The following is a 23,969-nucleotide window of genomic DNA, read 5'->3' as shown; positions in this document are numbered from 1 at the left end:
AGAGAAACTTCGCTTTGCTATTCGTGAAGGTGGTCGTACTGTTGGTGCCGGTATCGTCTCTAAGATCATTGAATAAACAATGTTTGTTGAAGAGGTGTTGAAAGTATTTCAGTTTTGAGAATTAGGGGTATAGCTCAGTTGGTAGAGCGGCGGTCTCCAAAACCGCAGGTCGCGGGTTCAAGTCCTGCTGCCCCTGCCAAAGGGGAATAGAATTTTGGGTGTGAGGTAGTGGATTTTCTGCCTTTTTTGCTTTTTTTTATATGGGGCTTGTTTTTTTGTGTGTGAAACGGTATTGAATAGAAAGTAAGGGAATTGCATAAATTTGAAATTTGGTTTTTGCATTTTTTCCTATTTATTTTGTTGTATAAGACACAATAGGGTTAGAGAAAGTATAGTGTGACGATGGCATCTAAAACAAGTCCAATTGCCTTTGTGAAGCAGGTTTATGCAGAGACAGTTAAAGTGAAATGGCCTACACGTCGTGAAACGGTTATTTCTACTGTTATGGTTTTGTTGGTAACTGCGTTGGCTTCGGCTTTCTTTTTTATTGTGGATCAAGTTATGCATTTTAGTGTTTGGCGGGTTATTGATCTTCTGAAATATTTTTTTAGTTGAGAATGTAAGGAAGTGTGACAGTGGCAGCTCGTTGGTATATTGTTCAGGCATATTCAAATTTTGAAAAAAAAGTAGCGGAAGCTATTGATAAGGAGGCAAAGCAAAAAGGGCTTGATCATTTGTTTGAAAAGATTTTTGTTCCAACAGAGCGTGTTGTAGAGATTCGTCGTGGACGTAAAGTTGATGCTGAGCGAAAATTTTTTCCTGGTTACGTTCTTGTTTGTGCTGAATTAACAGATGAAGTTTATCATCTTATTAAGAATACACCTAAAGTGACAGGTTTTTTGGGGTCGGATGCGCGTCCTGTTCCCATTTCTAATCGAGAGGTTGAGGAAATTCTTAAACAAGTTCAAGAGGGGGTTGAGTCTCCAAAGTCCTCTGTATTGTTTGAGGTTGGAGAGCAAGTTCGCGTTGCTGATGGTCCTTTTGTTTCGTTTAATGGAATTGTTCAAGAGGTTGAAGAAGAGCGCTCTCGTCTTAAAGTTGAGGTGCTCATTTTTGGGCGTCCTACGCCTGTTGATTTGGAATTTGGTCAAGTTGAGAAAATCTAATTAAACTTAGAGTAGTCTTAATTACTTTAAGGAAGGAGTGGGAGGTGATTTATGGCTTTTGTCGGCTTAATGATCCGGACCACATGACTGCAGCGGGTAATAGGCAAGATAAATTGTCAGTATACCAGTGAAATTGAAGGCAGATTGTTATGGCAAAAAAAAGTATAGGTCAGCTCAAGTTGCAGGTTCCTGCAGGGGCTGCTACTCCATCTCCACCGATTGGTCCAGCTCTTGGGCAACGTGGTATTAATATCATGGAATTTTGTAAGGCGTTTAATGCAGCGACACAAGAAATGGAAAAGGGAGCACCGATTCCAGTTGTTATTACATATTACCAAGATAAATCTTTCACGTTTTCTCTCAAGACGCCTCCTGTATCGTTCTTTTTAAAGAAGGAAGCGAAACTGAAATCTGGTTCAAAAGAGCCTGGTAAAGTTTCTGTAGGAAGCATTTCTCGCGATAAGATTCGTTCGATTGCGGAATCGAAGATGAAAGATCTTAATGCGAATGATATTGAAGCGGCAATGCGTATGGTTGAAGGTTCTGCTCGCTCAATGGGTTTGGAAGTGGTGGGCTAATATTATGGCAAAAGTAGCAAAAAGAATAAAGAATATCCGAAAAGATATTAATTTTAATGAGCTTTACGCTTTAAAAGATGCCGTTTCAATGGTTAAGGAGCGTGCAGTTGCTAAGTTTGATGAAACAATTGAAATTTCAATGAACTTGGGTGTTGATCCTCGTCATGCTGATCAAATGGTTCGAGGTGTTGCTCATTTGCCTAATGGAACAGGACGAAATATTCGTGTTGCCGTTTTTGCCCGTGGAGATAAAGCTGAGGAAGCTAAGGCGGCCGGAGCTGATATTGTGGGGGCCGAGGATTTGTTTGAAAGCATTAATGGTGGGGCGATTGACTTTGATCGTTGTATTGCAACACCAGACATGATGCCTCTTGTTGGTCGTCTTGGTAAGATTCTTGGTCCACGGAGTTTGATGCCAAATCCAAAAGTTGGTACTGTAACACTTGATGTTGCCGGTGCTGTTAAGGCTTCTAAAGGTGGTGCTGTTGAATTTCGTGTGGAAAAAGCGGGTATTGTGCATGCTGGTATTGGTAAGGCTTCTTTTGGCGTTGAAAAAATCGTAGAAAATATAAAGGCTTTTGCAAGTGCAGTTATTAAAGCCAAGCCGCAAGGTGCAAAAGGTGAGTATATTAAGCGTGTTGCTGTTTCTTCGACTATGGGAATTGGTGTTAAAGTTGATCCAGCAACAGTTCGTTCAGAGTCAGTATAAGATGATTTATAATTTTGTTTTGGGGTATGTGAATATCAAAATTGTATTATAACTGCTGATTGTGATCGGCATTTAACTATCTAAGCTTTATAGAGCTTAGGTTATACCGGGAGAAATTCCGGAATATCCTGTCCGAGATTGTAGGTGATGCTTTTAAGTATCTTAATCAAAAAAAACCTGCATGAGACTGGGGTAAAAACTGAGAGTTAAAAGACTTAAAGGGTTTGAGCCAGGGTTGCCTTTGAATGCTGTGCGTGAAAAAGGGGACAGGATCCTCATCGGTGACATGAAGTATTTTATGTTATCAAAGGTAACCAACAGGTTTGTTTTAAGCAAATCTGTTAAATGGAGAGAGACAGTGAATAGAGCGGAAAAACGCGAATTTGTTACATGGCTTAACGAGGCTTTTCGGAAGTCTGGTTCTGTTGTTGTTGCACATTATTCCGGTCTGACAGTTTCACAGATGAATGATCTGCGTTCAAAAATGGGTGAAGCTGGTGGGGCCGTTAAAGTTGCCAAAAACCGTCTTGCTAAAATCGCTCTTCAGGGCACGGAATCTGAATCGATAGTGGATTTGTTTACTGGACAAACGCTTATTGCTTATTCAGAAGATCCGATCACAGCGCCGAAAGTTGCTGTTGATTTTGCAAAAAGCAATGACAAATTTGTCATCCTTGGCGGCTCGATGGGTGCAACAAGTTTAACTGTAGATGCTGTGAAGTCATTGGCTTCATTGCCTTCATTAAACGAGTTGCGTGCAAAACTTGTGGGGATGATTTCTACCCCTGCGACCCGTATTGCACAGGTTGTTAATGCCCCTGCTGGTCAGGTTGCACGTGTCATTGGAGCATATGCTCAGGAGGATAAGGCGGCTTAAGGCTGTTTGTATTCACGTTTATGGAAGAGCTTTAATACTTTTCTGTTTTTTTGGATAAAATTTAATAATGGTTCAAATCTTTTAATTGAAGGAATTTAAAAATGGCTGATCTAGAGAAGATCGTAGAAGACCTTTCTAATCTAACCCTTTTGGAAGCCGCTGAGCTTTCTAAGTTACTTGAAGAAAAGTGGGGAGTTTCGGCTGCTGCTCCTGTAGCTGTCGCTGCTGTTGCTGGTGCTGCTGCTCCAGCCGCTGAAGAAAAAACGGAATTTGATGTTATTCTTGTTGAAGGTGGCGCACAAAAAATTAATGTTATTAAGGAAGTTCGTGCTCTTACTGGACTTGGTCTTAAAGAAGCTAAAGATCTGGTTGAAGGAGCACCCAAGCCTATTAAAGAAGGTGCTTCTAAAGAAGAGGCAGAGAAAATTAAGTCTCAACTTGAAGCTGCCGGTGCTAAAGTGGAACTTAAGTAAATTTAATTTTATCGGCGGGCATTTATGTTCGCCGATTTTCTTTCTCTTAATACAAAGAGGAAAAAGAATGAGTAAAAAAACTTTTCCAAACGGTTTCGTAACAGGAATGGAATAGTTTTGGATTACTCCTCCCTTCATCATAGAGTCAAAGAGATAAATGGCTTATGCTGGTGGGAAAAGTTAATGATGCTCATTATTGAGTGTCAAGTGAACTGGTCTGCATATGCAGGTTAATGATATAAGGCTTTCAAGGTTGGTCTACCTTGAAGAGTAAAGATCAAGGAGCGACGATGGCTCAGACTCACGCAATGATGTCTCAATTCAATGGTCGTAAGCGCGTACGCAAATTTTTTGGTAAGATTCCTGAAGTAGCAGAAATGCCGAATCTTATTGAGGTCCAAAAAGCGTCATACGATCAGTTTCTCATGGTTGAGGAACCGAAAGGTGGACGACCAGATGAAGGTTTGCAAGCTGTTTTTAAATCTGTTTTTCCTATTTCAGATTTTTCCGGTACAGCTATGCTTGAGTTTGTAGGTTATGAATTTGATTTACCAAAATTTGATGTTGAAGAGTGCCGTCAACGTGATTTAACTTATGCTGCTCCATTAAAGGTCATATTGCGTTTGATTGTTTTTGATGTTGATGAAGATACTGGCTCCAAAGATATCAAAGACATTAAAGAGCAAGGCGTTTATATGGGCGATATGCCTTTAATGACGACGAATGGTACTTTTATCGTTAATGGTACGGAGCGTGTTATTGTTTCTCAGATGCACCGTTCTCCTGGTGTATTTTTTGACCATGATAAAGGGAAGTCGCATTCATCAGGAAAGCTTCTTTTTGCTGCTCGTGTTATTCCATATCGTGGCTCTTGGCTTGATATTGAGTTTGATGCTAAAGATATCATTTATGCGCGTATTGATCGGCGGCGCAAGATTCCTGTTACCAGTCTTTTGATGGCATTAGGTATGGATGCGTCGGATATTCTGTCGACGTTTTATGATAAAGTGACTTATGAGCGTGATGGAAAAGGATGGCGAGTTCCTTATTCTGTTGATCGCTTTAAAGGAATGAAGCTCATTTCTGATCTTATAGATGCAGATAGTGGTGAAGTTGTTGCGGAGGCTGGTAAAAAATTAACCGTTCGTACTGCGAAGGCTTTGGTAGAAAAAGGACTTAAAGCGGTTAAAGTTAGTGAAGATGATTTATTAGGTTGTTATCTAGCTGAAGATATCGTCAATTACGAAACAGGTGAAATTTACCTTGAAGCTGGTGATGAAATTGATGAAAAAGTATTAAAAATTCTGCTTGATGTTAGTGCTGATCAAGTCAATATTCTTGATATTGATCACATGAATATTGGCGCTTACATCCGCAATACTTTGAAGGTGGATAAAAATGAAAGTCGGCAGGATGCTTTATTTGATATTTACCGGGTGATGCGTCCAGGTGAGCCTCCAACAATCGATACAGCAGAAGCAATGTTCCATTCATTGTTTTTTGATCCAGAGCGTTATGATCTTTCAGCTGTCGGGCGTGTTAAGATGAATTTGCGTATGGATCTTGATTGTCCAGACACAGTTCGCATTTTGCGCCAAGAGGATATTCTTGCTGTTGTTAAGATGTTGGTTGAATTGCGTGATGGACGTGGTGAAATTGATGACATTGATAATCTTGGCAACCGTCGCGTTCGTTCCGTTGGGGAGTTGATGGAAAATCAATATCGCATTGGTCTCCTTCGTATGGAGCGTGCGATAAAAGAGCGTATGTCATCGGTTGAAATTGATACAGTCATGCCGCAGGATTTGATCAATGCAAAGCCTGCTGCAGCGGCAGTTCGCGAGTTTTTTGGATCTTCACAATTATCACAGTTTATGGATCAAACCAATCCATTGTCGGAAATTACCCATAAGCGCCGTCTTTCTGCTCTTGGTCCAGGTGGTTTGACTCGTGAACGTGCGGGTTTTGAAGTTCGTGACGTACACCCTACGCATTATGGTCGTATTTGTCCGATTGAAACACCAGAAGGCCCGAATATTGGTCTTATTAACTCCTTAGCAACATTTGCGCGGGTTAATAAATATGGCTTTATTGAAAGCCCATATCGAAAAATTATTGATGGTAAAGTCACAAAAGAAGTTATTTATCTTTCAGCGATGGAAGAAGCAAAGCATTATGTAGCTCAAGCTAATTCTTCGTTAGATAGTGAAGGCCATTTTATAGAAGAGTTTGTTGTTTGCCGTCATGCTGGTGAAGTTTTAATGGCGCCGCGTGATCATGTTGATTTGATGGATGTTTCACCCAAACAGTTGGTCTCAGTCGCAGCAGCGCTTATTCCATTTTTGGAAAATGATGATGCGAATCGTGCGCTGATGGGATCGAACATGCAGCGTCAGGCAGTTCCTCTTGTGCGCGCTGAAGCGCCATTTGTTGGGACGGGAATGGAATCCATTGTTGCTCGCGATTCAGGAGCTGCTGTTTGTGCAAAGCGTGGTGGTATTGTCGATCAGGTTGATGCTACCCGTATTGTTATCCGTGCAACAGAAGATTTAGATCCTTCAAAATCAGGTGTTGATATTTACCGCTTACAAAAATTTCAGCGTTCTAATCAATCCACTTGTATTAATCAACGTCCTCTTGTGCATGTCGGTGATAGGATAGAGAAAGGTGATATCATTGCAGATGGTCCGTCTACGGATCTTGGTGATTTAGCTCTTGGGCGAAATGTGCTTGTGGCTTTTATGCCTTGGAATGGATACAATTACGAAGATTCCATTTTGTTATCCGAACGCATTGTTGCCGATGATGTCTTTACCTCGATTCATATTGAAGAATTTGAAGTTGCAGCACGTGATACAAAGCTTGGTCCAGAAGAAATTACACGTGATATTCCTAATGTTGCGGAAGAAGCGTTAAGAAATCTTGACGAAGCTGGCATTATTTATATTGGTGCTGAAGTTCAACCGGGTGATATTTTAGTTGGAAAGATTACACCAAAGGGTGAAAGTCCTATGACACCGGAAGAAAAGCTTCTGCGTGCAATTTTTGGGGAAAAAGCATCCGATGTTCGTGATACTTCTATGCGTATGCCTCCTGGGACTTTTGGTACTGTTGTTGAAGTTCGGGTTTTTAATCGTCATGGTGTGGAAAAAGATGAACGTGCGATGGCAATTGAGCGTGAAGAAATTGAGCGTTTAGCAAAAGACCGTGATGATGAACAATCGATTCTTGATCGCAATGTTTATGCGCGTCTTACCGATATGTTAACAGGTAAAGTCGCTGTAGAAGGTCCGAAGGGTTTTTCGGGTAGTAAAAAGCTTGATAATACGGTAATGGGGCAATATCCACGATCGCAGTGGTGGCAATTTGCTATTGAGGATGTAAAGCTTCAAAATGAAATTGAAGCTTTACGCAAGCAATATGATGAATCAAAAGACGCATTACAACGTCGTTTTATGGATAAAGTTGAAAAGGTCCAAAGAGGTGATGAAATGCCTCCTGGTGTCATGAAAATGGTGAAGGTTTTCGTGGCTGTGAAGCGCAAAATCCAACCAGGTGATAAGATGGCGGGACGGCACGGGAATAAGGGTGTTGTCTCACGTATTCTTCCCATAGAAGATATGCCATTTCTTGAAGATGGAACCCATGCTGATATCGTCTTGAATCCACTTGGTGTGCCTAGTCGTATGAACGTTGGGCAAATTCTTGAGACGCACCTTGGTTGGGCATGCGCGGGGATGGGCAAGAAGATTGGTGATTTGTTAGAGTTGTATCAAGAGACTGGGGATATATTGCCGCTGCGTCAGCGTATTGAAAATCTTATGCCTGATGATAATCATAATGAACCAGTCCGTCAGTATGATAATGAAAGCCTTTACAAATTGGCATTACAGATGAAGAAAGGGGTTTCAATTGCAACGCCTGTTTTTGATGGAGCACATGAATCTGATATTAACATGATGTTAGAAGACGCGGGCTTAGATAGTTCGGGGCAGGTTACACTTTATGATGGTCGTACTGGAGAGCCTTTTGATCGTCCCGTAACGGTGGGATATATTTATATGTTGAAATTGCATCACCTTGTTGATGATAAGATTCATGCGCGGTCTATTGGTCCCTATTCACTTGTTACGCAGCAGCCATTAGGAGGTAAGGCGCAGTTTGGTGGTCAGCGTTTTGGTGAAATGGAAGTATGGGCACTTGAAGCTTATGGTGCTGCATACACTTTGCAGGAGATGCTAACAGTAAAATCAGATGATGTGGCTGGTCGAACAAAAGTCTATGAGGCAATTGTGCGTGGTGATGATACATTTGAGGCAGGGATACCCGAAAGTTTTAATGTGTTGGTGAAAGAAATGCGCTCGCTTGCTCTTAATGTGGAGCTTGATGATGCGCGTGAACTTATTGCACAGCGGGCATTGTCTGATACGGCAGAATAATAATTCAAGGAGCGCACTAGAAAAAGGCTGCGCTCTTATTACTTTAAGAGGCTCAATAACCTTATTAAGGCTATACAGTTCGTTTTTAAAAGTAAATATCTTTTAAAGAAGATCTGTAATAAAATAAATGAGATATTACAACAGGTTCTAAGAATCTTTGAAGGAGAACAGCATGAACCACGAGGTCATGAATCTTTTCAATCCTCAAGCGCCAGCGCAGACATTTGACTCTATTCGTATTTCTATTGCGAGTCCTGAGAGAATTTTGTCCTGGTCGTATGGTGAGATTAAGAAGCCTGAGACGATTAATTATCGGACGTTTAAACCAGAACGTGATGGTCTTTTTTGTGCACGTATATTTGGCCCTATTAAGGACTATGAATGTCTATGTGGCAAATATAAACGCATGAAATATAAGGGCATTATTTGTGAAAAATGTGGTGTAGAGGTTACCCTTTCGCGTGTACGTCGTGAGCGTATGGGGCATATTGAACTTGCGGCACCTGTTGCGCATATATGGTTTCTTAAATCATTACCAGGTCGTATTTCTACACTTTTAGATTTAACTTTAAAAGATATTGAGCGGGTTCTTTATTTTGAGAATTATATTGTAACCGAACCAGGATTGACATCTCTTAAGCTCCATCAGCTTCTTTCTGAAGAAGAATATATGCTTGCTATTGATGAATTTGGAGAAGATCAGTTTACAGCTATGATTGGCGCTGAAGCTATTTACGAACTTTTAGCTGGTATGGAGTTAGATAAAATCGCTAATGATTTGCGTCTCGAATTAGCTGAAACAACTTCAGAGTTAAAGCAAAAAAAATTGATTAAACGACTTAAGATCGTTGAAAATTTTCTTGAATCTGGGAATAAGCCAGAGTGGATGATTATGAAAACAATTCCGGTTATTCCGCCGGATTTGCGTCCGTTGGTTCCACTTGATGGTGGGCGTTTTGCGACATCAGATTTGAATGATCTTTATCGACGTGTTATCAATCGTAATAACCGCTTGAAACGGTTGATTGAATTGCGTGCTCCTGGAATTATCGTGCGCAATGAAAAGCGTATGGTGCAAGAAGCTGTTGATGCATTATTTGATAATGGACGGCGTGGGCGTGTGATTACTGGAGCCAATAAACGTCCATTAAAGTCTCTTTCAGATATGTTAAAAGGTAAGCAAGGGCGTTTCCGTCAAAACTTACTTGGAAAGCGTGTTGATTACTCGGGACGTTCTGTGATCGTGACAGGTCCTGAATTAAAATTGCATCAATGTGGTCTTCCCAAAAAAATGGCTCTTGAATTATTTAAGCCTTTTATTTATGCGCGGCTTGATGCGAAGGGATATTCCTCAACTGTAAAACAAGCAAAAAAGCTTGTTGAGAAGGAACATCCAGAAGTTTGGGATATCTTGGATGAGGTTATTCGTGAACATCCTGTTTTGCTCAATCGTGCACCAACATTGCACCGTTTGGGAATTCAAGCTTTTGAGCCTATCTTGATTGAGGGAAAAGCTATACAGCTACATCCATTGGTGTGTACTGCTTTTAATGCGGATTTTGATGGTGATCAGATGGCGGTTCATGTTCCGCTTTCTCTTGAAGCTCAACTTGAAGCCCGTGTTTTGATGATGTCGACCAATAATATTCTTCATCCAGCCAATGGGGCGCCAATTATTGTTCCTTCACAGGATATGGTTCTTGGTCTTTACTATCTTTCGATTGTTTCTGAAAAAGAACCAGGTGAGGGAATGGCTTTTTCTGATATAGGTGAGCTTCATTATGCCCTAGAGAATAAGGTTGTAACGCTTCATACGAAGATTAAAGGTCGTGTTAAGAATATCGGTAAGGATGGGAAAGAAGTTGCTAAACTTTATGATACGACACCTGGTCGTTTGATTATCGGTGAGCTTTTGCCAAGAAGTCCGGATATTTCCTTTGATATTGTCAATCAAGAAATGACGAAAAAGAATATTTCTAAAATGATTGACCATGTTTATCGGCATTGTGGACAAAAAGAGACAGTTATTTTTTGTGATCGTATTATGCAACTTGGCTTTTCTTATGCTTGTCGTGCAGGAATTTCATTCGGTAAGGATGATATGGTTATTCCTGATAGTAAGTCGCGTTTAGTTGCAGAAACAGAAGCTTTGGCTAAGGAGTACGAACAGCAATATAATGATGGTTTGATTACACAAGGTGAAAAATACAATAAGATTGTAGATGCTTGGGGTAAATGTACAGATCGCGTTGCGGATGAAATGATGAAACGTATTCAGGCCGTCGATTTTGATCCTAAAACAGGTCGTCAACGGCCAATGAATTCGATCTATATGATGTCGCACTCTGGTGCACGTGGTTCTGCTAACCAGATGAGACAATTGGCCGGTATGCGTGGATTAATGGCAAAACCATCGGGTGAAATTATTGAAACCCCCATTATTTCAAATTTTAAAGAAGGTCTAACTGTTAATGAATACTTCAATTCCACGCATGGTGCACGTAAAGGACTCGCTGATACTGCGTTAAAAACTGCTAACTCTGGTTATCTCACACGGCGTCTTGTTGATGTTGCACAGGATGCTATTATTTCAGCAGTTGATTGTGGTACAGCAAAAGGACTTACCATGCAGCCTATTGTTGATGCAGGACAAATTGTTGCCTCCCTTGGGCAAAGAATTCTTGGTCGTACAGCCCTTGTTGATATTCTACATCCTGTCTCTGGAGAGGTTATCCTTGAAGGTGGGGCAATGATTGAGGAAGCTGATGTTGCGAAGATTGAAGCAGCTGGAATTCAATCTGTTCAAATTCGTTCTGCTTTAACATGTGAAACACGTCTTGGTGTTTGTGCAAAATGCTATGGTCGTGATTTGGCGCGTGGAACACCTGTTAATCAGGGAGAAGCCGTTGGTGTTATTGCTGCTCAATCCATTGGTGAGCCGGGAACACAGCTTACTATGCGTACTTTCCACTTAGGAGGAACTGCGCAGGTTGTTGATTCATCGTATTTAGAGGCATCTTATGAAGGTAAGGTGGAGATTCGTAATCGTAATGTGGTTCGTAACTCTGAAGGCCATTTGGTTGTTATGGGGCGTAATATGGCTATCCTTATCAAGGATGAGTTAGGAAAAGAGCGCGTTGTACATCGTGTTAGCTATGGTGCTCATATTTTTGTTGATGATGGTGATGTGGTTAAACGTGGCCAACGTATAGCAGAATGGGATCCTTATACACGTCCAATTTTAACGGAAGTTGAAGGTTATGTAGGTTTTGAAGATATGATTGATGGTTTATCTGTCACTGAAACAGCTGATGAATCTACGGGTATTACGAAGCGTTTGGTGATTGATTGGCGCGCTAATCCACGTGGTGCGGATCTTAAACCAGCTATTATTATTCACACAGATAAAGAAGGTGAATCCATTGCTAAATTGTATAAAGGAGGTGAAGCCCGTTATATGATGTCAGCGGAGACTATTCTTTCTGTTGAGCTTGGTGCTCATGTTAAGGCGGGTGATGTTATTGCTCGTTTACCAATGGAAAGTGCCAAGACGAAAGATATTACAGGTGGTTTGCCTCGTGTGGCTGAGCTTTTTGAAGCACGTCGTCCAAAGGATCATGCGATTATTGCTGAAGTAAGTGGTACAATTCGGTTTGGCCGTGGTTATAAGAATAAACGTCGTATTATTATTGAACCAAATGATGAGACTCTTGAGGCAGTAGAATATTTGATTCCAAAAGGTAAGTTGTTTCACTTCCAAGAAGGCGATCAAATTGAAAAGGGGGATTATATTCTTGATGGGAATCCAGCGCCTCATGATATCTTGGCGATTAAGGGTGTTGAAGCTTTGGCATCTTACCTTGTTAATGAGATTCAGGAGGTTTATCGTTTGCAAGGGGTTCTTATTAATGACAAGCACATTGAAGTGATTGTTCGTCAAATGTTGCAAAAAGTTGAAATTACTGAATCTGGAGATTCTGGTTATATTCCAGGTGATAACGTTGATCGTATTGAACTTGATGAAATCAATGATAATTTGATTGCAGAAGGGAAGAAACCCGCATCTGGTAATCCCATTCTTCTTGGAATTACAAAAGCTTCTCTTCAAACGCCTTCTTTCATTTCGGCGGCATCGTTTCAAGAAACAACACGTGTTCTTACTGAAGCAGCAGTTTCTGGTAAAATTGATACTTTGCAAGGACTTAAAGAGAACGTTATTGTCGGTCGTCTTATTCCAGCAGGTACGGGTGGTACGATTTCTCAAATCCGTCGTATTGCTGCAGTTCGTGATGATTTGATTGTAGATGAGCAGCGTAAGTCTAGTAATAACGAAGTGGCTAAGGCTATGTTGACAAATATGACAACTGGGGCAGTTGCTGAATAATTTAAATACAACATCACATAATATAAAAAACGTCTGAATAGAAAGTTCAGACGTTTTTATCTTGAAATGCAGAAGTTACATATTTTCTTAAAAATATCAAAAATTATAAGGTGACAGTTATTTTAAACGTCTTTAGTAGTTATTGTTTTGTAATGATGCTTATCTTTTTTGTTACTTTATTTTAAAGTTTCTTAATTTCTAAAAGCAGTATAGAATTTTTCCAAAATATGTGAAACTCAAAAGTCATATTCAAGGAAAAGAGTTGATTATCTACAAATCAAATAAGATTGATTTTAAATTTTAGGAAAATTTTTGATTGATATCTTCTATAAAAATTTAAAAGGACTTATGATGAAAGATCAAGAGTCTTTTCTATAATCTAAAAAATAATTGATTCTCTACTATATAATGCTTGTATGATAAGAATGTATTTTCTTATAAATTAGAATGCAGGAAAGTAGAGATTAAGGTGCTCACTAAATTTTATAAAAAATAGACATATTTCTTATAACAATTTGGTCTATGCAGACAGAATGATAAAATGTACGAATATTATTCAATTGGAAAATTAACACGTGAGTTTTCAATAACAGCTCGAACTTTGCTATGAAGAAGAGGGGGGTTCTTATCTCTTTTCGGTGTCGGAGTACACGGCTTTATGCTCAAACGGATCGTCATAAATTAAAACAAATCCAGTGTGCTAAAAGAGTTAAATTTTTGTTGTCTGAAATATCTGATATGTTGACAATGGTTGAAAACCCACCTGATGATGAAAAAAAGCTTAAGAAATTAATTGCAGGAATTCATAAAAATGAGCTGATTTAAAGCAGGTGCAGCATGATGTTGATGATCTTCTACAGAATTTAGAACGAATTGAGGAGAGTTTTTTTGAGAGCTTAGCGGAGTTGGGAGTTAGTCATTGATTATAAAATTTATTTTGTCTTCTTTTAGACAATTTTCTTTCTCTTAAAAGAGATAGGTTATACTATCTCTAAGGGGAATGTTTAACACTGCGTGAAATGTGTCAGTCATTTAAAGAAATAGAGTGTTTGAAAAAGCTGCAAAGGTATTTTCGCAGTATATTATCCTTGATAAGAAAAAACTATTTTTCATAAAGAAAGTAAAAACAATGACAGTTTCTCCTATGAGTGTTTTTCAATCTATTTTGTCACGAAAGTCAATTCGCGCTTTTACTGATCAGCCAGTTCGTTTGGAAACAATCAAAGAAATCTTAAAACTTGCAGCACGTGCACCATCTGGAACCAATATTCAGCCATGGCAAGTGATTGTGCTTACAGGAAGTGTATTACAGAAAGTTGGGCAAGAGCTTTCACAACTTGTGCTTTCAGGTGTAAAAGGAGAGCGTGAATATAATTATTATCCACGTCAGTGGCGTGAGCCTTATATTTCAAGGCGTAGAAAAGTTGGTTTGGATCTTTATCAGAGTCTTGGAATTCAAAAAGGAGATGAAGAAAAAATACTTCATCAAAAAGCGCGAAATTTTTTATTTTTTGATGCACCTGTAGGACTCTTGTTTACAATGGATCACGACATGGAAATGGGGAGTTGGCTTGATTTGGGTATGTTTATGCAGACCATTATGTTAGCAGCACGTGGATTTGGATTGGATACCTGCCCCCAAGCAGCTTTTGCTGATTATCATAAACAGATTCGTACGCTTTTATCTGTACCTTTTGATCGCCATATTATTTGCGGTATGGCACTTGGCTATCGCGATATGAATGCTCCAGAAAACAATTTTGAGACAGAACGAGAACCGTTAGAAAACTTTGTACGTTTCATTGAAGCATGTCCATAAACTATTTTATGTCATTAAGCATAGGCTTTGAAGAACTTGGTGCATTATGAAAAATATGCTGGGGAAGAATTTCTCATTTTTATTGAATTATGATGTTGCATATTAACACTTATTTTACTACGTTTGAAGCATTAAGAGAGTGATGACTCTAGGGGCATTGTCCGTTTTGAAGGTTGGGCTAATGGAAAGCACTATAGAAAGAGGGTGTTGGGTGGTAGCAAGACGAGCGACACTCGTGTTTATTGCTGTCATTTTTTTAGTTTATCTTACAATTTGATTTTAAAGGGGACAAACGTTATAGAAAGGCGTATGCTCAAGCTATACTAGAGTTTTGAGGTGGTGCGTGTTTTTATCTGTTTTTGAACTTTTTAAAATTGGTATTGGTCCTTCTAGCTCACATACGATGGGGCCAATGACAGCGGCTAATATGTTTTTGCAAAGGATACGAGATTTTTCTCAGTTATTTAATATTCAAGTTTCTCGTATACGTGTTTATCTTTATGGTTCTTTAGCTTTCACAGGTATTGGGCATGCGACAGATAGGGCTATCATATTAGGACTTTTAGGAGAAAAAGCTTCTACTGTTGATCCTGATAACATGGGCTTCTTGTTAGAAAAAGTTATACGTGAAAAAAGGGTACAACCAGAAGACCATCCCGTTTATCAGTTTGATGTGCAACGTGATCTTATTTTTGAACGAAATGAAATCCTCCCTGGACATACGAATGGACTCGCATTTGAAGGGCTTGATACTGATGGGAATGTTCTTTTGCGGCAGATTTATTATTCTATTGGTGGTGGCTTTGTTGTAACTGAGGATGAATTAAGACACATGAATGGTAATATAGAACCAGGAGTGTCTGAGGTGCCATATCCATTTGATTCTGCTCGTACAATGTTAGCAATGGCAGAAAAATCAGGACTTTCAATTGCTGAAATGAAGCGCTTAAATGAAGAAACAAAGATAAAGCGTTCTTCTCTTGATGCAGGGCTTGATGAAATTTTTTCAGCTATGACAAATTGCATTGATAGAGGTCTTTCACAAGAGGGTGAGTTGCCTGGTGGGTTGCGTGTTCCAAGGCGTGCTAAAAAGCTACATGAAACGCTTTTGGAAAATCAAAAGAAAAATTGCAATTATCCATTTTGGGCAAATGATTGGCTTTCGGTATATGCTATAGCAGTCAATGAGGAAAATGCAGCAGGTGGTCGTGTTGTTACAGCACCAACAAATGGCGCAGCTGGTGTTGTCCCAGCTGTTTTGCGTTACTATCTTCAGTTTAATGATGGCTCAGATCGAGAGGGAATACATAATTTTCTATTAACAGCAGCAGCTATTGGCGGTGTTATCAAACATAATGCCTCTATTTCCGGTGCAGAAGTTGGATGTCAAGGTGAAGTTGGAACGGCATCTTCAATGGCTGCAGCAGGGTTGACTGCGGCATTAGGTGGAACACCGGCTCAAATTGAAAATGCAGCAGAAATTGCGCTTGAACATCATTTGGGAATGACGTGTGATCCTGTTGCAGGTCTTGTACAAGTTCCTTGTATTGAGCGTAATGCAATGGGGGCTGTTAAAGCGGTAACGGCTTCTTCTCTTGCATTATATGGTAATGGAAATCACTTTGTTTCTCTTGATGCTTGTATAGAAACAATGCGCCAGACTGGTCATGATATGAGTGAACGCTATAAGGAAACAAGTAAAGGTGGACTCGCAGTTAATGCGATATCTTGTTAAGAGCTGGAACATTTTTTCAATCCATAACTGGATTATTTGGAGAGGAATCGTATTATTTTTCTGATAAGCTTGTGTTCTTTTGTTCCTTATAAATCAAAATTCAAATTTAATTCAGCAGCATACTTGAGATAAATTTAAGACAAGTTCAGTGCTTTCTTAACGAGTCATAGTATTTGCGTGCAAGGTTGGAGAAAGAGTATTACCTATATATGTTTGATTTGTCTCTGAAATGGAAAAGCAAGTCTACTTTGGAAAAAATAAACGAGCGTCAGGAAAAATTAATGATCAATTTGCCATTATTTTTTACTAGGTTTTATGAGAACTTTAAAAGCTTACATAGCAATATCTTTTAAGTAATGGAAGATTATATCTGAGTATTCAAGGAAAATTTGTTTTAAATCTAAATGATTATGATGAGGTACGAGAGAGTTTTAAAGATTTTAATTTTTTAGAAGTGAAGATCTTTTGGACATCTGGTATGATGAAAAAAAATATCTTGAAAAGAAACATTTCTTAATCTGAAATCTATTTCACAATGGTACATATAAATAGTATAATGTAAAGTTTCTATGAATGATATAAAATCTATCGAGCATGAACATCTTTATTTATAAAGGGAGCAAAACGAGCACTATCATTCTTTTGTCAGCTCTCAATATTATAGACAAAAACTCTTGGGACTTAAGGCTCTTTATAAAAGGCTTTTTTATGTTTTTTTCATCGATAGTATTTGTATTTTAAAATTGCTTTGCGTATTGGAGTTCAAAAAGCTTAGGAAATTTGTATAGCGTTTATGTTGTAGGATGAATTGATGCGTTATTTAAGGGGAATTTTCTTTATTGAATTTTTACAATAATCTCTAAAGTGATAAGCTTTCATTTAATGAACCTATTCTCATTTTTTTATGGAAAAATATCAAGGATAATTTTTGATATTAAATCAAAATGTAAAAAATATTTGGTATTTTTTGTGTCCTAAAAAATGGTTTGATTGGAAGCTTGAAGATCTCTAGGGATAGTTGAAAAAAACATCAGAACAATTCCTACAACTTAATAATGAAGTATGTCTATCAAAGAATTTTCTAAGGCTGTAGATAATGGTTAATAATAAAATAATTTTTTAGAGATCGTCTGTAGAATTAAATATTTGTTGCTCCTAGACGGATTTTAATAGGTACATTACCAGTTTGGCTCGCAACGCGTAAATGAATGCGTACAGGAGGCATTATGAGACGACGGTTGCGCATTGTTTGGCAAATGAGAAGATTAACAAGAGATTGTGTATCTAATGCAGTCGAATTATATTTTAAACCAGTAAGTTTTGCGGCAGCATCGTGAAGAGAACGCAATGAAAGGAGGGATGATTGCTTCAATAAAACTTCTTTTTTATGGAATGAAGCAAAAGCATTATCTGTCATAATACTATCCTTAATGCAGAATTCAAAAACTTTTAGTAGGCTACAGTATAGCAGTTAAAATTTGCTTTCTTTAATGTAGAACACGCATCAAATGCAGCTTTTTTTGATTGAAACCCTGTAAAGCGCGCTCGGTAATAACGCTGCCCATTTTTTTCAAACAGTTGCATATGTGAAGATGCGTGCTTTAAAATGGAAAAAGCTGTATTTTTTGCTTTTAAAAGTAGAGTTTTTGCTTGTTCTTCACTAGGAAGAGAACCAATCTGGATAGCCCATCCAGCATTTTCGGACAAAGAGGCTGTTACAATTTTATGAGTCTCAACCGGTGTAGTTTTTTGAGGGTTCGGTATTGGTATAATTACCTTATTTACAGCCGTTATTGCGATATTGGAGTTTTTAGGTTGTTCTGCAAATGCTGTCAACATAGTCGAAATTTCATCGTCAAAATTACTTGAATCATCTTTAATGGTTGGTATCGGAGTATTAGCGCCAGTGGGTAAGTGATAACGTACAGAAGCTATTAAACGTTCACCACTTTTCATTTGGCTTGCTTGGGGCAAATATTGATTCAATAAGCTAGCCATATGTTCGTCACGTGCAGTAGATGATTTGCCTCCCATAACAACAGCGACAATAGAGCGCCCCTCAAGACGCATCGAAGTTGCTAAATTAGAACCTGACATTTGTGTGTATCCTGTTTTAATTCCATCGACACCTTTCATTATTTTTACGAGTTTATTGTGGCTGTTAATCGTATGTCCACGAAAATTAAAACTTTTTGTTTTAAACAATTTATATTGTTTTGGAAAATGTTTACGTAAAGCTAATGACAAAGTCGCTATATCTCGTGCTGTAGAATAATTGCGCACATCCGGAAGTCCTGAAGCATTTGCAAAATGTGTATGTTTCATGCCAAGTTTACGAGCTTTTGCTGTCATCATTTGAGCGAATTTTTTTTCACTACCTCCAAGATATTCTGCAATGGCAGCAGCAACATCATTTGCAGATCTTGTAATGAGTGCTTTAGCTGCCGCTTCAGCAGAAATTGTTTGGCCTGCTTTAAACCCAATTTTTGTTGGTGGACGCATTGCTGCATAATGAGAAACAGGAATTGGTGTGTTTGGTGTCACACGACGCATCTGCATAGCTTCAAAGAGGAGGTACAATGTCATCATTTTTGTTAAAGAAGCAGGATAACGTTTCAGTGTTGCATTGGCTTGAAATAGAGTTTTTCCCGTAGTAGCATCTATAACAATAGCCGCATACTTATCAGGATAGGCCCCTTGAGGCGTGGCTAATGCCCAACAGTAAGAAAAAGCTAACATAACAAAAGAAATTGCTATTGTTTTACAGTAGCGCATAATTTTTTGATAATTAATATACACTTGCAGTATCCTATTTCTCCATTTATCCTAAAAACTTCTATAAAGCTTCCTTTTCTGTAATTTGTTGATGCATTTTAGACGAATGGTATTACTAATTTGTTTACAGAAGTTATTTTATGAGCGAGTGATTGAAGTCTAACCATAGAGGGAAAATTTTTTTCTAATACAAATAGGTATTGCAATAGTTATGAAAGAATTTAAAATTAATAAAATAATGTGCAGCATGGAAAATGATAATGGAACAGATGCTTATAATAAACTCCATACCTCATATTATGCATAATGAAAAGGGCAAAAATTGGGATGAAGGTAGGCATGGTGCGGTTATAATGCCTAAGGCTAGAGAAAAACTCGAAAAACCTAAATTATGTCGAGTTTTTTTGCTTAATGATGATTACACACCTATGGATTTTGTTGTTTTCGTTTTGAAGAACTTTTTTAAAAAAAGTTTCGAAGAGGCAACGCGGATAATGTTAAATGTTCATCACAATGGGATAGGAGAATGTGGAACTTATACTTATGAAGTCGCTGAAATGAAAATATTACAAGTGAGGGAATGTGCGCGTCAAAATGAACATCCGTTACAATGTGTAATGGAATGGAAGTGAGGAGATATGCCATCTTTTACACCTAGTCTTGAAGAGGTTTTGCATCGTGCATTAACAATTGCTACTCAAGCACGGCATGAATATGCAACATTAGAGCATCTTCTCCTTGCGCTGTTAGATGATGCCGATGCAAATTCCGTTATTCAGGCTTGCCAAGTAGATGTGGAGGAATTACGCGAGCGTTTAACCAATTATCTTTGCTCAGAGTTAGATGAACAGATTAGAGCTGATGAAGATACAAAGCCTACAGCTTTTTTCCAGCGTGTTATCCAACGTGCGGTGATTCATGCACAATCAGCTGGAAAAGATGAAGTATCGGGGGCAAATGTTCTTGTTGCAATTTTTTCTGAACGTGAAAGCCATGCAGCATATTTTCTTCAAGAGATGGGAATGACACGCTATGATGCTGTACGTTTTATTTCACAGGGTGTCACGCGTGATGATGGATTATCCATGTTACTTGAAGGACTTGAAGAACAATTAGATCAGCAGATTTCGGATAATGGTGAAAGAGGAACAAGTGCTTTAACGAATTATTGTGTTGATCTCAATTGTAAAGCACGTAATGGAAAAATTGACTTATTAATTGGCCGTGAAATAGAAATTTCACGCATGATTCAGATTTTATGTCGAAGGTCAAAAAACAATCCGCTTTTGGTTGGTGATCCTGGAGTAGGGAAAACCGCTATAATTGAGGGATTGGCAAAGCGTATTGTTGATGGGCAAGTGCCTGAAGTTTTATCAAATGCAACAATATTTTCTCTTGATATGGGGGGACTTGTTGCAGGTACACGTTATCGCGGTGATTTTGAAGAACGCTTAAAGCAAGTTATTAAAGAGTTTGAGCTGTGTCCAGATGCTATTTTATTTATTGATGAAATTCATACCTTAATTGGAGCAGGAGCGACATTAGGGGGAAATATGGATGCAGCAAATCTTTTGAAACCTGTGTTATCTTCTGGAACTATGCGATGTATTGGTTCGACGACTTACAGAGAATATCGCAAATTCTTTGAACAAGATCGTGCTTTAGAGCGTCGTTTTCAGAAGATTGATATTCATGAACCTTCTGTTACAGATGCGATTAAGATTTTGCAGGGGATGAAGCCTTACTTTGAAGATTTTCATCAGATTAAATATACAGATCAGGCGATGAAGGCATCTGTAGAATTATCTTCACGTTATATAATTGACCGTAGGTTACCTGACAAAGCAATTGATATTATTGATGAAAGTGGCGCAGCGCAAAAGCTTTTGCCACAAAAACAACGCAAGAAGAGTATAGGTGTTAAAGAAATTGAAGCGACTGTTGCTACAATTGCAAGAATTCCATCAAAAACAGTTTCCCGGAATGATCAGAAGATACTGAGTAAGCTTGAAAGAGAACTCAAACATGTTGTTTATGGTCAAGATCAGGCAATTTCCGTCTTAGTTTCATCCATAAAATTGGCGCGAGCAGGTTTACGCGAACCGGATAAACCAATAGGAAGTTATTTATTTTCAGGACCAACAGGTGTAGGAAAAACTGAAGTTGCAAAACAGCTTGCATCATCTTTAGGCATTGAATTATTGCGTTTTGATATGTCAGAATATATGGAACGGCATACGGTAGCACGTTTAATTGGAGCACCTCCGGGTTATATAGGGTTTGATCAAGGAGGTCTCCTTACAGATGCAGTTGATCAGAAACCTCACGCAGTTCTATTGCTAGATGAGATTGAGAAAGCGCATCCAGAGTTATTTAATATTTTATTGCAGGTAATGGATTATGGTAGATTAACAGACCATAATGGTAAGAAAATTGATTTCCGCAATGTTATTTTGATTATGACAACCAATGCTGGTGCTTCAGATATGGCAAAATCAGCTATTGGATTTGGGAAAGTACATCGTGATGGTGAGGATATAGAAGCAATCAATCGGTTATTTACACCAGAATTTCGTAATCGGTTAGATGCAATTATTCCGTTTGCACCTTTATCTCATTTAATCATCAATCAGATAGTGCAAAAATTTATTTTTCAGCTTGAAGCACAATTAGCTGATCGGGGAATTTGTTTTGAATTAAGCCCTTCTGCAACTTTATGGCTTTCTAATAAAGGATATGATTCTCAGATGGGAGCACGCCCATTAGGGCGTGTTATACAAGAATATATTAAAAAGCCATTAGCTGATGAAATTTTATTTGGAAAGTTACGCAATGGTGGTACCGTTCGCGTATTGATACAAAAATCAAATGGTAAAAAAGAAAGCTTACAGTTAGAAATTTCATCTTCCGATATATCTGTAAGTTCAAAGAAAAGTAAAATGGAAAACTTTACAAAAAAACGTGTAGGAAAAAAAAGCACAACAACTTAAGAGTGTGTTATAAAGCTGCACGGATTTTTTTTGCATGCTCTTCAAGTATTTCTGGAGGCGTTATCATATCATTATGAGGGGTAAGCTCTATTCCCTCCATACGTGGTATAATATGAAAATGAAGGTGATAGACGGTTTGTTGACTAGCTGCTTCATTAAATTGCATGACAGTTATGCCATCTGCTTGAAAGGCTTTTTTGACAGCATTTGCAATTTTTTGAACAGCTTTAATAACAGGAAATAATGTTTCAGGATCTGCATCAAGTAAGTTTCTAGAGCCTTTTTTAGGAATGACCAGCGTATGACCTGGTGCCTGTGGCATGATATCCATAAATCCAATAACATCATCATCTTCGTAGACACGAACAGAAGGGATTTCATTGCGAATCAATTTAGCAAAAATATTGTTATTATCATAAGCTTGTTTCATACAAATATTTCCTTTTATCGTAAGTTTAAGATTCTAATTTAAAAACGAAAAAATGCAAGGTTTATCAGAGTGTAAGACAAAGAAGTATTTTGACTTCAGTTATATTTAGGATAATGCACTGTCTTAATGAAGGTTTAGATTTCTATGATGGCTTCAACTTCTACAGGAACATCCATAGGAAGAGAGGCAACACCAATAGCAGAACGGGCGTGTTTTCCAATTTCACCAAGGATATTGACGAATAAATTAGAAGCTCCATTGGCAACAAAAGGAATATCGGTAAAATGAGAATCTACAGCCACAAAAACAGTAATTTTGACCACACGTTTTATTTTATTTAAGTCACCCAGAGTTGCCTTGAGTTGCGCGAGAATATTGAGAGCGCAAGCTTCAGATGCTTTTTGGGCTTGTTCGGTATTCACAGTTGCACCAACTTTACCGATGGCTATTGGTTTTCCATTAATAAGAGGGAGCTGTCCAGAAATAAAGAGTTGATTGCCACTTTGCGAAGTAGTGATGTAATTGGCAAGGGGGGTGGTTGCTTCAGGAAGAGTGATACCGAACTTTTCTAAGTTTCTTTCAATTACATTGGTCATAATTTAAACTCCATAGCTGTTCTATAATACATTCATTGCATACCCTATTTTTTGATTTAAGGAAATGTGTGGTTAATTGAGAAACTAGCCTTTTTTGCTTTATTGTATGGTGTTATGCAACGGGGATAAAGTTTGGAAGTTGGGAATGATTAGATCATTATTTATAATAATTTTATATAGTGTTTTTTTATGTACTGCGAGAGCTGAAGAGCCTATTTTTATTGTGCCTCATCGAGCAATTTATGATTTTCATCTCGATAGTGTTTCGCATGAAATGACAATTTCTGGAATGACAGGGCGAATGGTTTACGAGCTTACTGGTTCGGCATGTCAGGGTTATAACACCCGTTTTCGTTTTATTAGTCGTATGAACATTGAAGGTATGCCGGTACGTTTAACGGATCAACAGACGACGAGTTATGAAACAGGGGACAGCCGTACATTTCGTTTTGATATTACCGATCAAGAAGGAGAAGAGGTTGCGCATCGTGCCGAAGGGGTCGCGGAGCGTACTCAAGATGGTATTACAGTTACATTAAAAAAGCCAAAGGAAAAAGAATATAAGCTTGCAATGGCTGAATTTCCAATAATGCAACTAAAAAATATTATCCGCCATGCAAAGGCAGGGCATTATTTTTATCATGTCACTGTATTTGATGGGACAAATAAAGCAGATAAAGTTACAAAAGAAAGTATCGTCATAGGGGAGAAGAAGGCGCTTTTATCTGATAGCGAAACGGAAAAAATGAGACAATTGGATGAAGAAGAATATTGGCCTGTTACAATCTCTTATTTTGATGATGAAGAAAATAAAGATGGTTTACCGGTTTATCGTAGCAGTTTTCTCTTACATGAGAATGGTGTCATGCGTGATCTTCATATAGATTATGGAACTTTTTCAGTGCGTGCAAAATTGAACAGTCTCGAATTCCTCGAACTTGGAAAAGATCTTGAACAATGTGAAAATGCAAATATTAAATGATTGAAGAAAATGACTT

Annotated in this window: 18 protein-coding genes, 1 tRNA gene and 1 pseudogene; 16 read left to right on the top strand and 4 right to left on the bottom strand. The window is 38.3% G+C overall.

Going from position 1 to position 23,969, the window contains the following annotated elements:
- The 13 genes and pseudogenes from ACFIKI_RS03395 to ACFIKI_RS03335 all read left to right on the top strand — a co-directional run.
- Window positions 1-76: pseudogene (locus ACFIKI_RS03395) on the top strand (elongation factor Tu); the annotation flags it as partial.
- Window positions 77-123: 47 nt separating this feature from the next.
- Window positions 124-199: transfer RNA gene (locus ACFIKI_RS03390), tRNA-Trp, on the top strand.
- A gap of 203 nt (window positions 200-402) precedes the next feature.
- On the top strand, window positions 403-615 hold the full coding sequence (gene secE / locus ACFIKI_RS03385; RefSeq protein WP_375665672.1) for a preprotein translocase subunit SecE: 213 nt from the start codon (window positions 403-405) through the stop codon (window positions 613-615).
- Window positions 616-635: 20 nt separating this feature from the next.
- Window positions 636-1,166 carry a transcription termination/antitermination protein NusG gene (gene nusG, locus ACFIKI_RS03380; protein ID WP_375665681.1) on the top strand — a complete coding sequence of 177 codons (531 nt, stop codon included), beginning with the start codon at window positions 636-638 and terminating at the stop codon, window positions 1,164-1,166.
- Window positions 1,167-1,315: 149 nt separating this feature from the next.
- Window positions 1,316-1,744 (top strand): 50S ribosomal protein L11, encoded by a 429-nt coding sequence (rplK, locus tag ACFIKI_RS03375; RefSeq protein ID WP_375616770.1) that lies wholly within the window; start codon window positions 1,316-1,318, stop codon window positions 1,742-1,744.
- A 4-nt stretch (window positions 1,745-1,748) separates the two neighbouring features.
- Entirely contained in the window at window positions 1,749-2,453 is a 705-nt protein-coding gene (rplA, locus tag ACFIKI_RS03370) for a 50S ribosomal protein L1 (protein WP_375665671.1), read from the top strand.
- A gap of 358 nt (window positions 2,454-2,811) precedes the next feature.
- Entirely contained in the window at window positions 2,812-3,330 is a 519-nt protein-coding gene (gene rplJ, locus ACFIKI_RS03365) for a 50S ribosomal protein L10 (protein WP_375632757.1), read from the top strand.
- 101 nt (window positions 3,331-3,431) lie between these two features.
- A complete protein-coding gene (rplL, locus tag ACFIKI_RS03360) occupies window positions 3,432-3,803 on the top strand; it encodes a 50S ribosomal protein L7/L12 (protein ID WP_012755028.1) in 372 nt (123 codons plus the stop codon).
- A 290-nt stretch (window positions 3,804-4,093) separates the two neighbouring features.
- Window positions 4,094-8,242, top strand: coding sequence for a DNA-directed RNA polymerase subunit beta (gene rpoB, locus ACFIKI_RS03355; protein WP_375665669.1), 4,149 nt, complete (start codon window positions 4,094-4,096; stop codon window positions 8,240-8,242).
- 172 nt (window positions 8,243-8,414) lie between these two features.
- Window positions 8,415-12,626: a DNA-directed RNA polymerase subunit beta' gene (rpoC, locus tag ACFIKI_RS03350; protein ID WP_375665668.1), complete on the top strand. Its 4,212-nt coding sequence runs from the start codon at window positions 8,415-8,417 to the stop codon at window positions 12,624-12,626.
- Between the two features lie 606 nt (window positions 12,627-13,232).
- A complete protein-coding gene (locus ACFIKI_RS03345; protein ID WP_375665667.1) occupies window positions 13,233-13,451 on the top strand; it encodes a hypothetical protein in 219 nt (72 codons plus the stop codon).
- Between the two features lie 304 nt (window positions 13,452-13,755).
- Window positions 13,756-14,445: a nitroreductase gene (locus tag ACFIKI_RS03340; RefSeq protein WP_375665680.1), complete on the top strand. Its 690-nt coding sequence runs from the start codon at window positions 13,756-13,758 to the stop codon at window positions 14,443-14,445.
- Between the two features lie 343 nt (window positions 14,446-14,788).
- Complete coding sequence (locus ACFIKI_RS03335; RefSeq protein ID WP_375665666.1) at window positions 14,789-16,180, top strand: L-serine ammonia-lyase; 1,392 nt, start codon at window positions 14,789-14,791, stop codon at window positions 16,178-16,180.
- A 1,138-nt stretch (window positions 16,181-17,318) separates the two neighbouring features.
- Here the strand turns inward: ACFIKI_RS03335 and ACFIKI_RS03330 are convergent.
- Entirely contained in the window at window positions 17,319-17,597 is a 279-nt protein-coding gene (locus ACFIKI_RS03330; RefSeq protein WP_375612117.1) for a hypothetical protein, read from the bottom strand.
- 32 nt (window positions 17,598-17,629) lie between these two features.
- Entirely contained in the window at window positions 17,630-18,979 is a 1,350-nt protein-coding gene (locus ACFIKI_RS03325; protein ID WP_375665665.1) for a D-alanyl-D-alanine carboxypeptidase, read from the bottom strand.
- Window positions 18,980-19,215: 236 nt separating this feature from the next.
- Between ACFIKI_RS03325 and clpS the strand changes: the two genes are divergently transcribed.
- Together clpS and clpA are read left to right on the top strand one after the other, a co-directional pair.
- A complete protein-coding gene (gene clpS / locus ACFIKI_RS03320) occupies window positions 19,216-19,587 on the top strand; it encodes an ATP-dependent Clp protease adapter ClpS (RefSeq protein WP_375665664.1) in 372 nt (123 codons plus the stop codon).
- A gap of 6 nt (window positions 19,588-19,593) precedes the next feature.
- Window positions 19,594-21,945: an ATP-dependent Clp protease ATP-binding subunit ClpA gene (gene clpA, locus ACFIKI_RS03315; RefSeq protein ID WP_375665662.1), complete on the top strand. Its 2,352-nt coding sequence runs from the start codon at window positions 19,594-19,596 to the stop codon at window positions 21,943-21,945.
- A 7-nt stretch (window positions 21,946-21,952) separates the two neighbouring features.
- Here clpA and ACFIKI_RS03310 read toward each other — a convergent pair whose 3' ends face one another.
- Entirely contained in the window at window positions 21,953-22,375 is a 423-nt protein-coding gene (locus ACFIKI_RS03310; protein ID WP_375665661.1) for an HIT family protein, read from the bottom strand.
- Between the two features lie 134 nt (window positions 22,376-22,509).
- The gene (locus ACFIKI_RS03305; RefSeq protein ID WP_375665660.1) at window positions 22,510-22,971 is read right to left on the bottom strand and encodes a RidA family protein; all 462 of its coding nucleotides are present in this window, start codon (window positions 22,969-22,971) and stop codon (window positions 22,510-22,512) included.
- 145 nt (window positions 22,972-23,116) lie between these two features.
- On the opposite strand from ACFIKI_RS03305, the gene ACFIKI_RS03300 reads away from it, so the two are divergent.
- Complete coding sequence (locus ACFIKI_RS03300; protein ID WP_375665659.1) at window positions 23,117-23,953, top strand: cell envelope integrity EipB family protein; 837 nt, start codon at window positions 23,117-23,119, stop codon at window positions 23,951-23,953.
- Window positions 23,954-23,969: the final 16 nt, after the last annotated feature.

It is taken from the genome of Bartonella sp. TT121SHDZB, from assembly GCF_042193415.1.
Classification (GTDB): Bacteria; Pseudomonadota; Alphaproteobacteria; order Rhizobiales; family Rhizobiaceae; genus Bartonella.
Note: the sequence above shows the minus strand (reverse complement) of the source record. Positions and strands in the feature narration are given on the sequence as shown.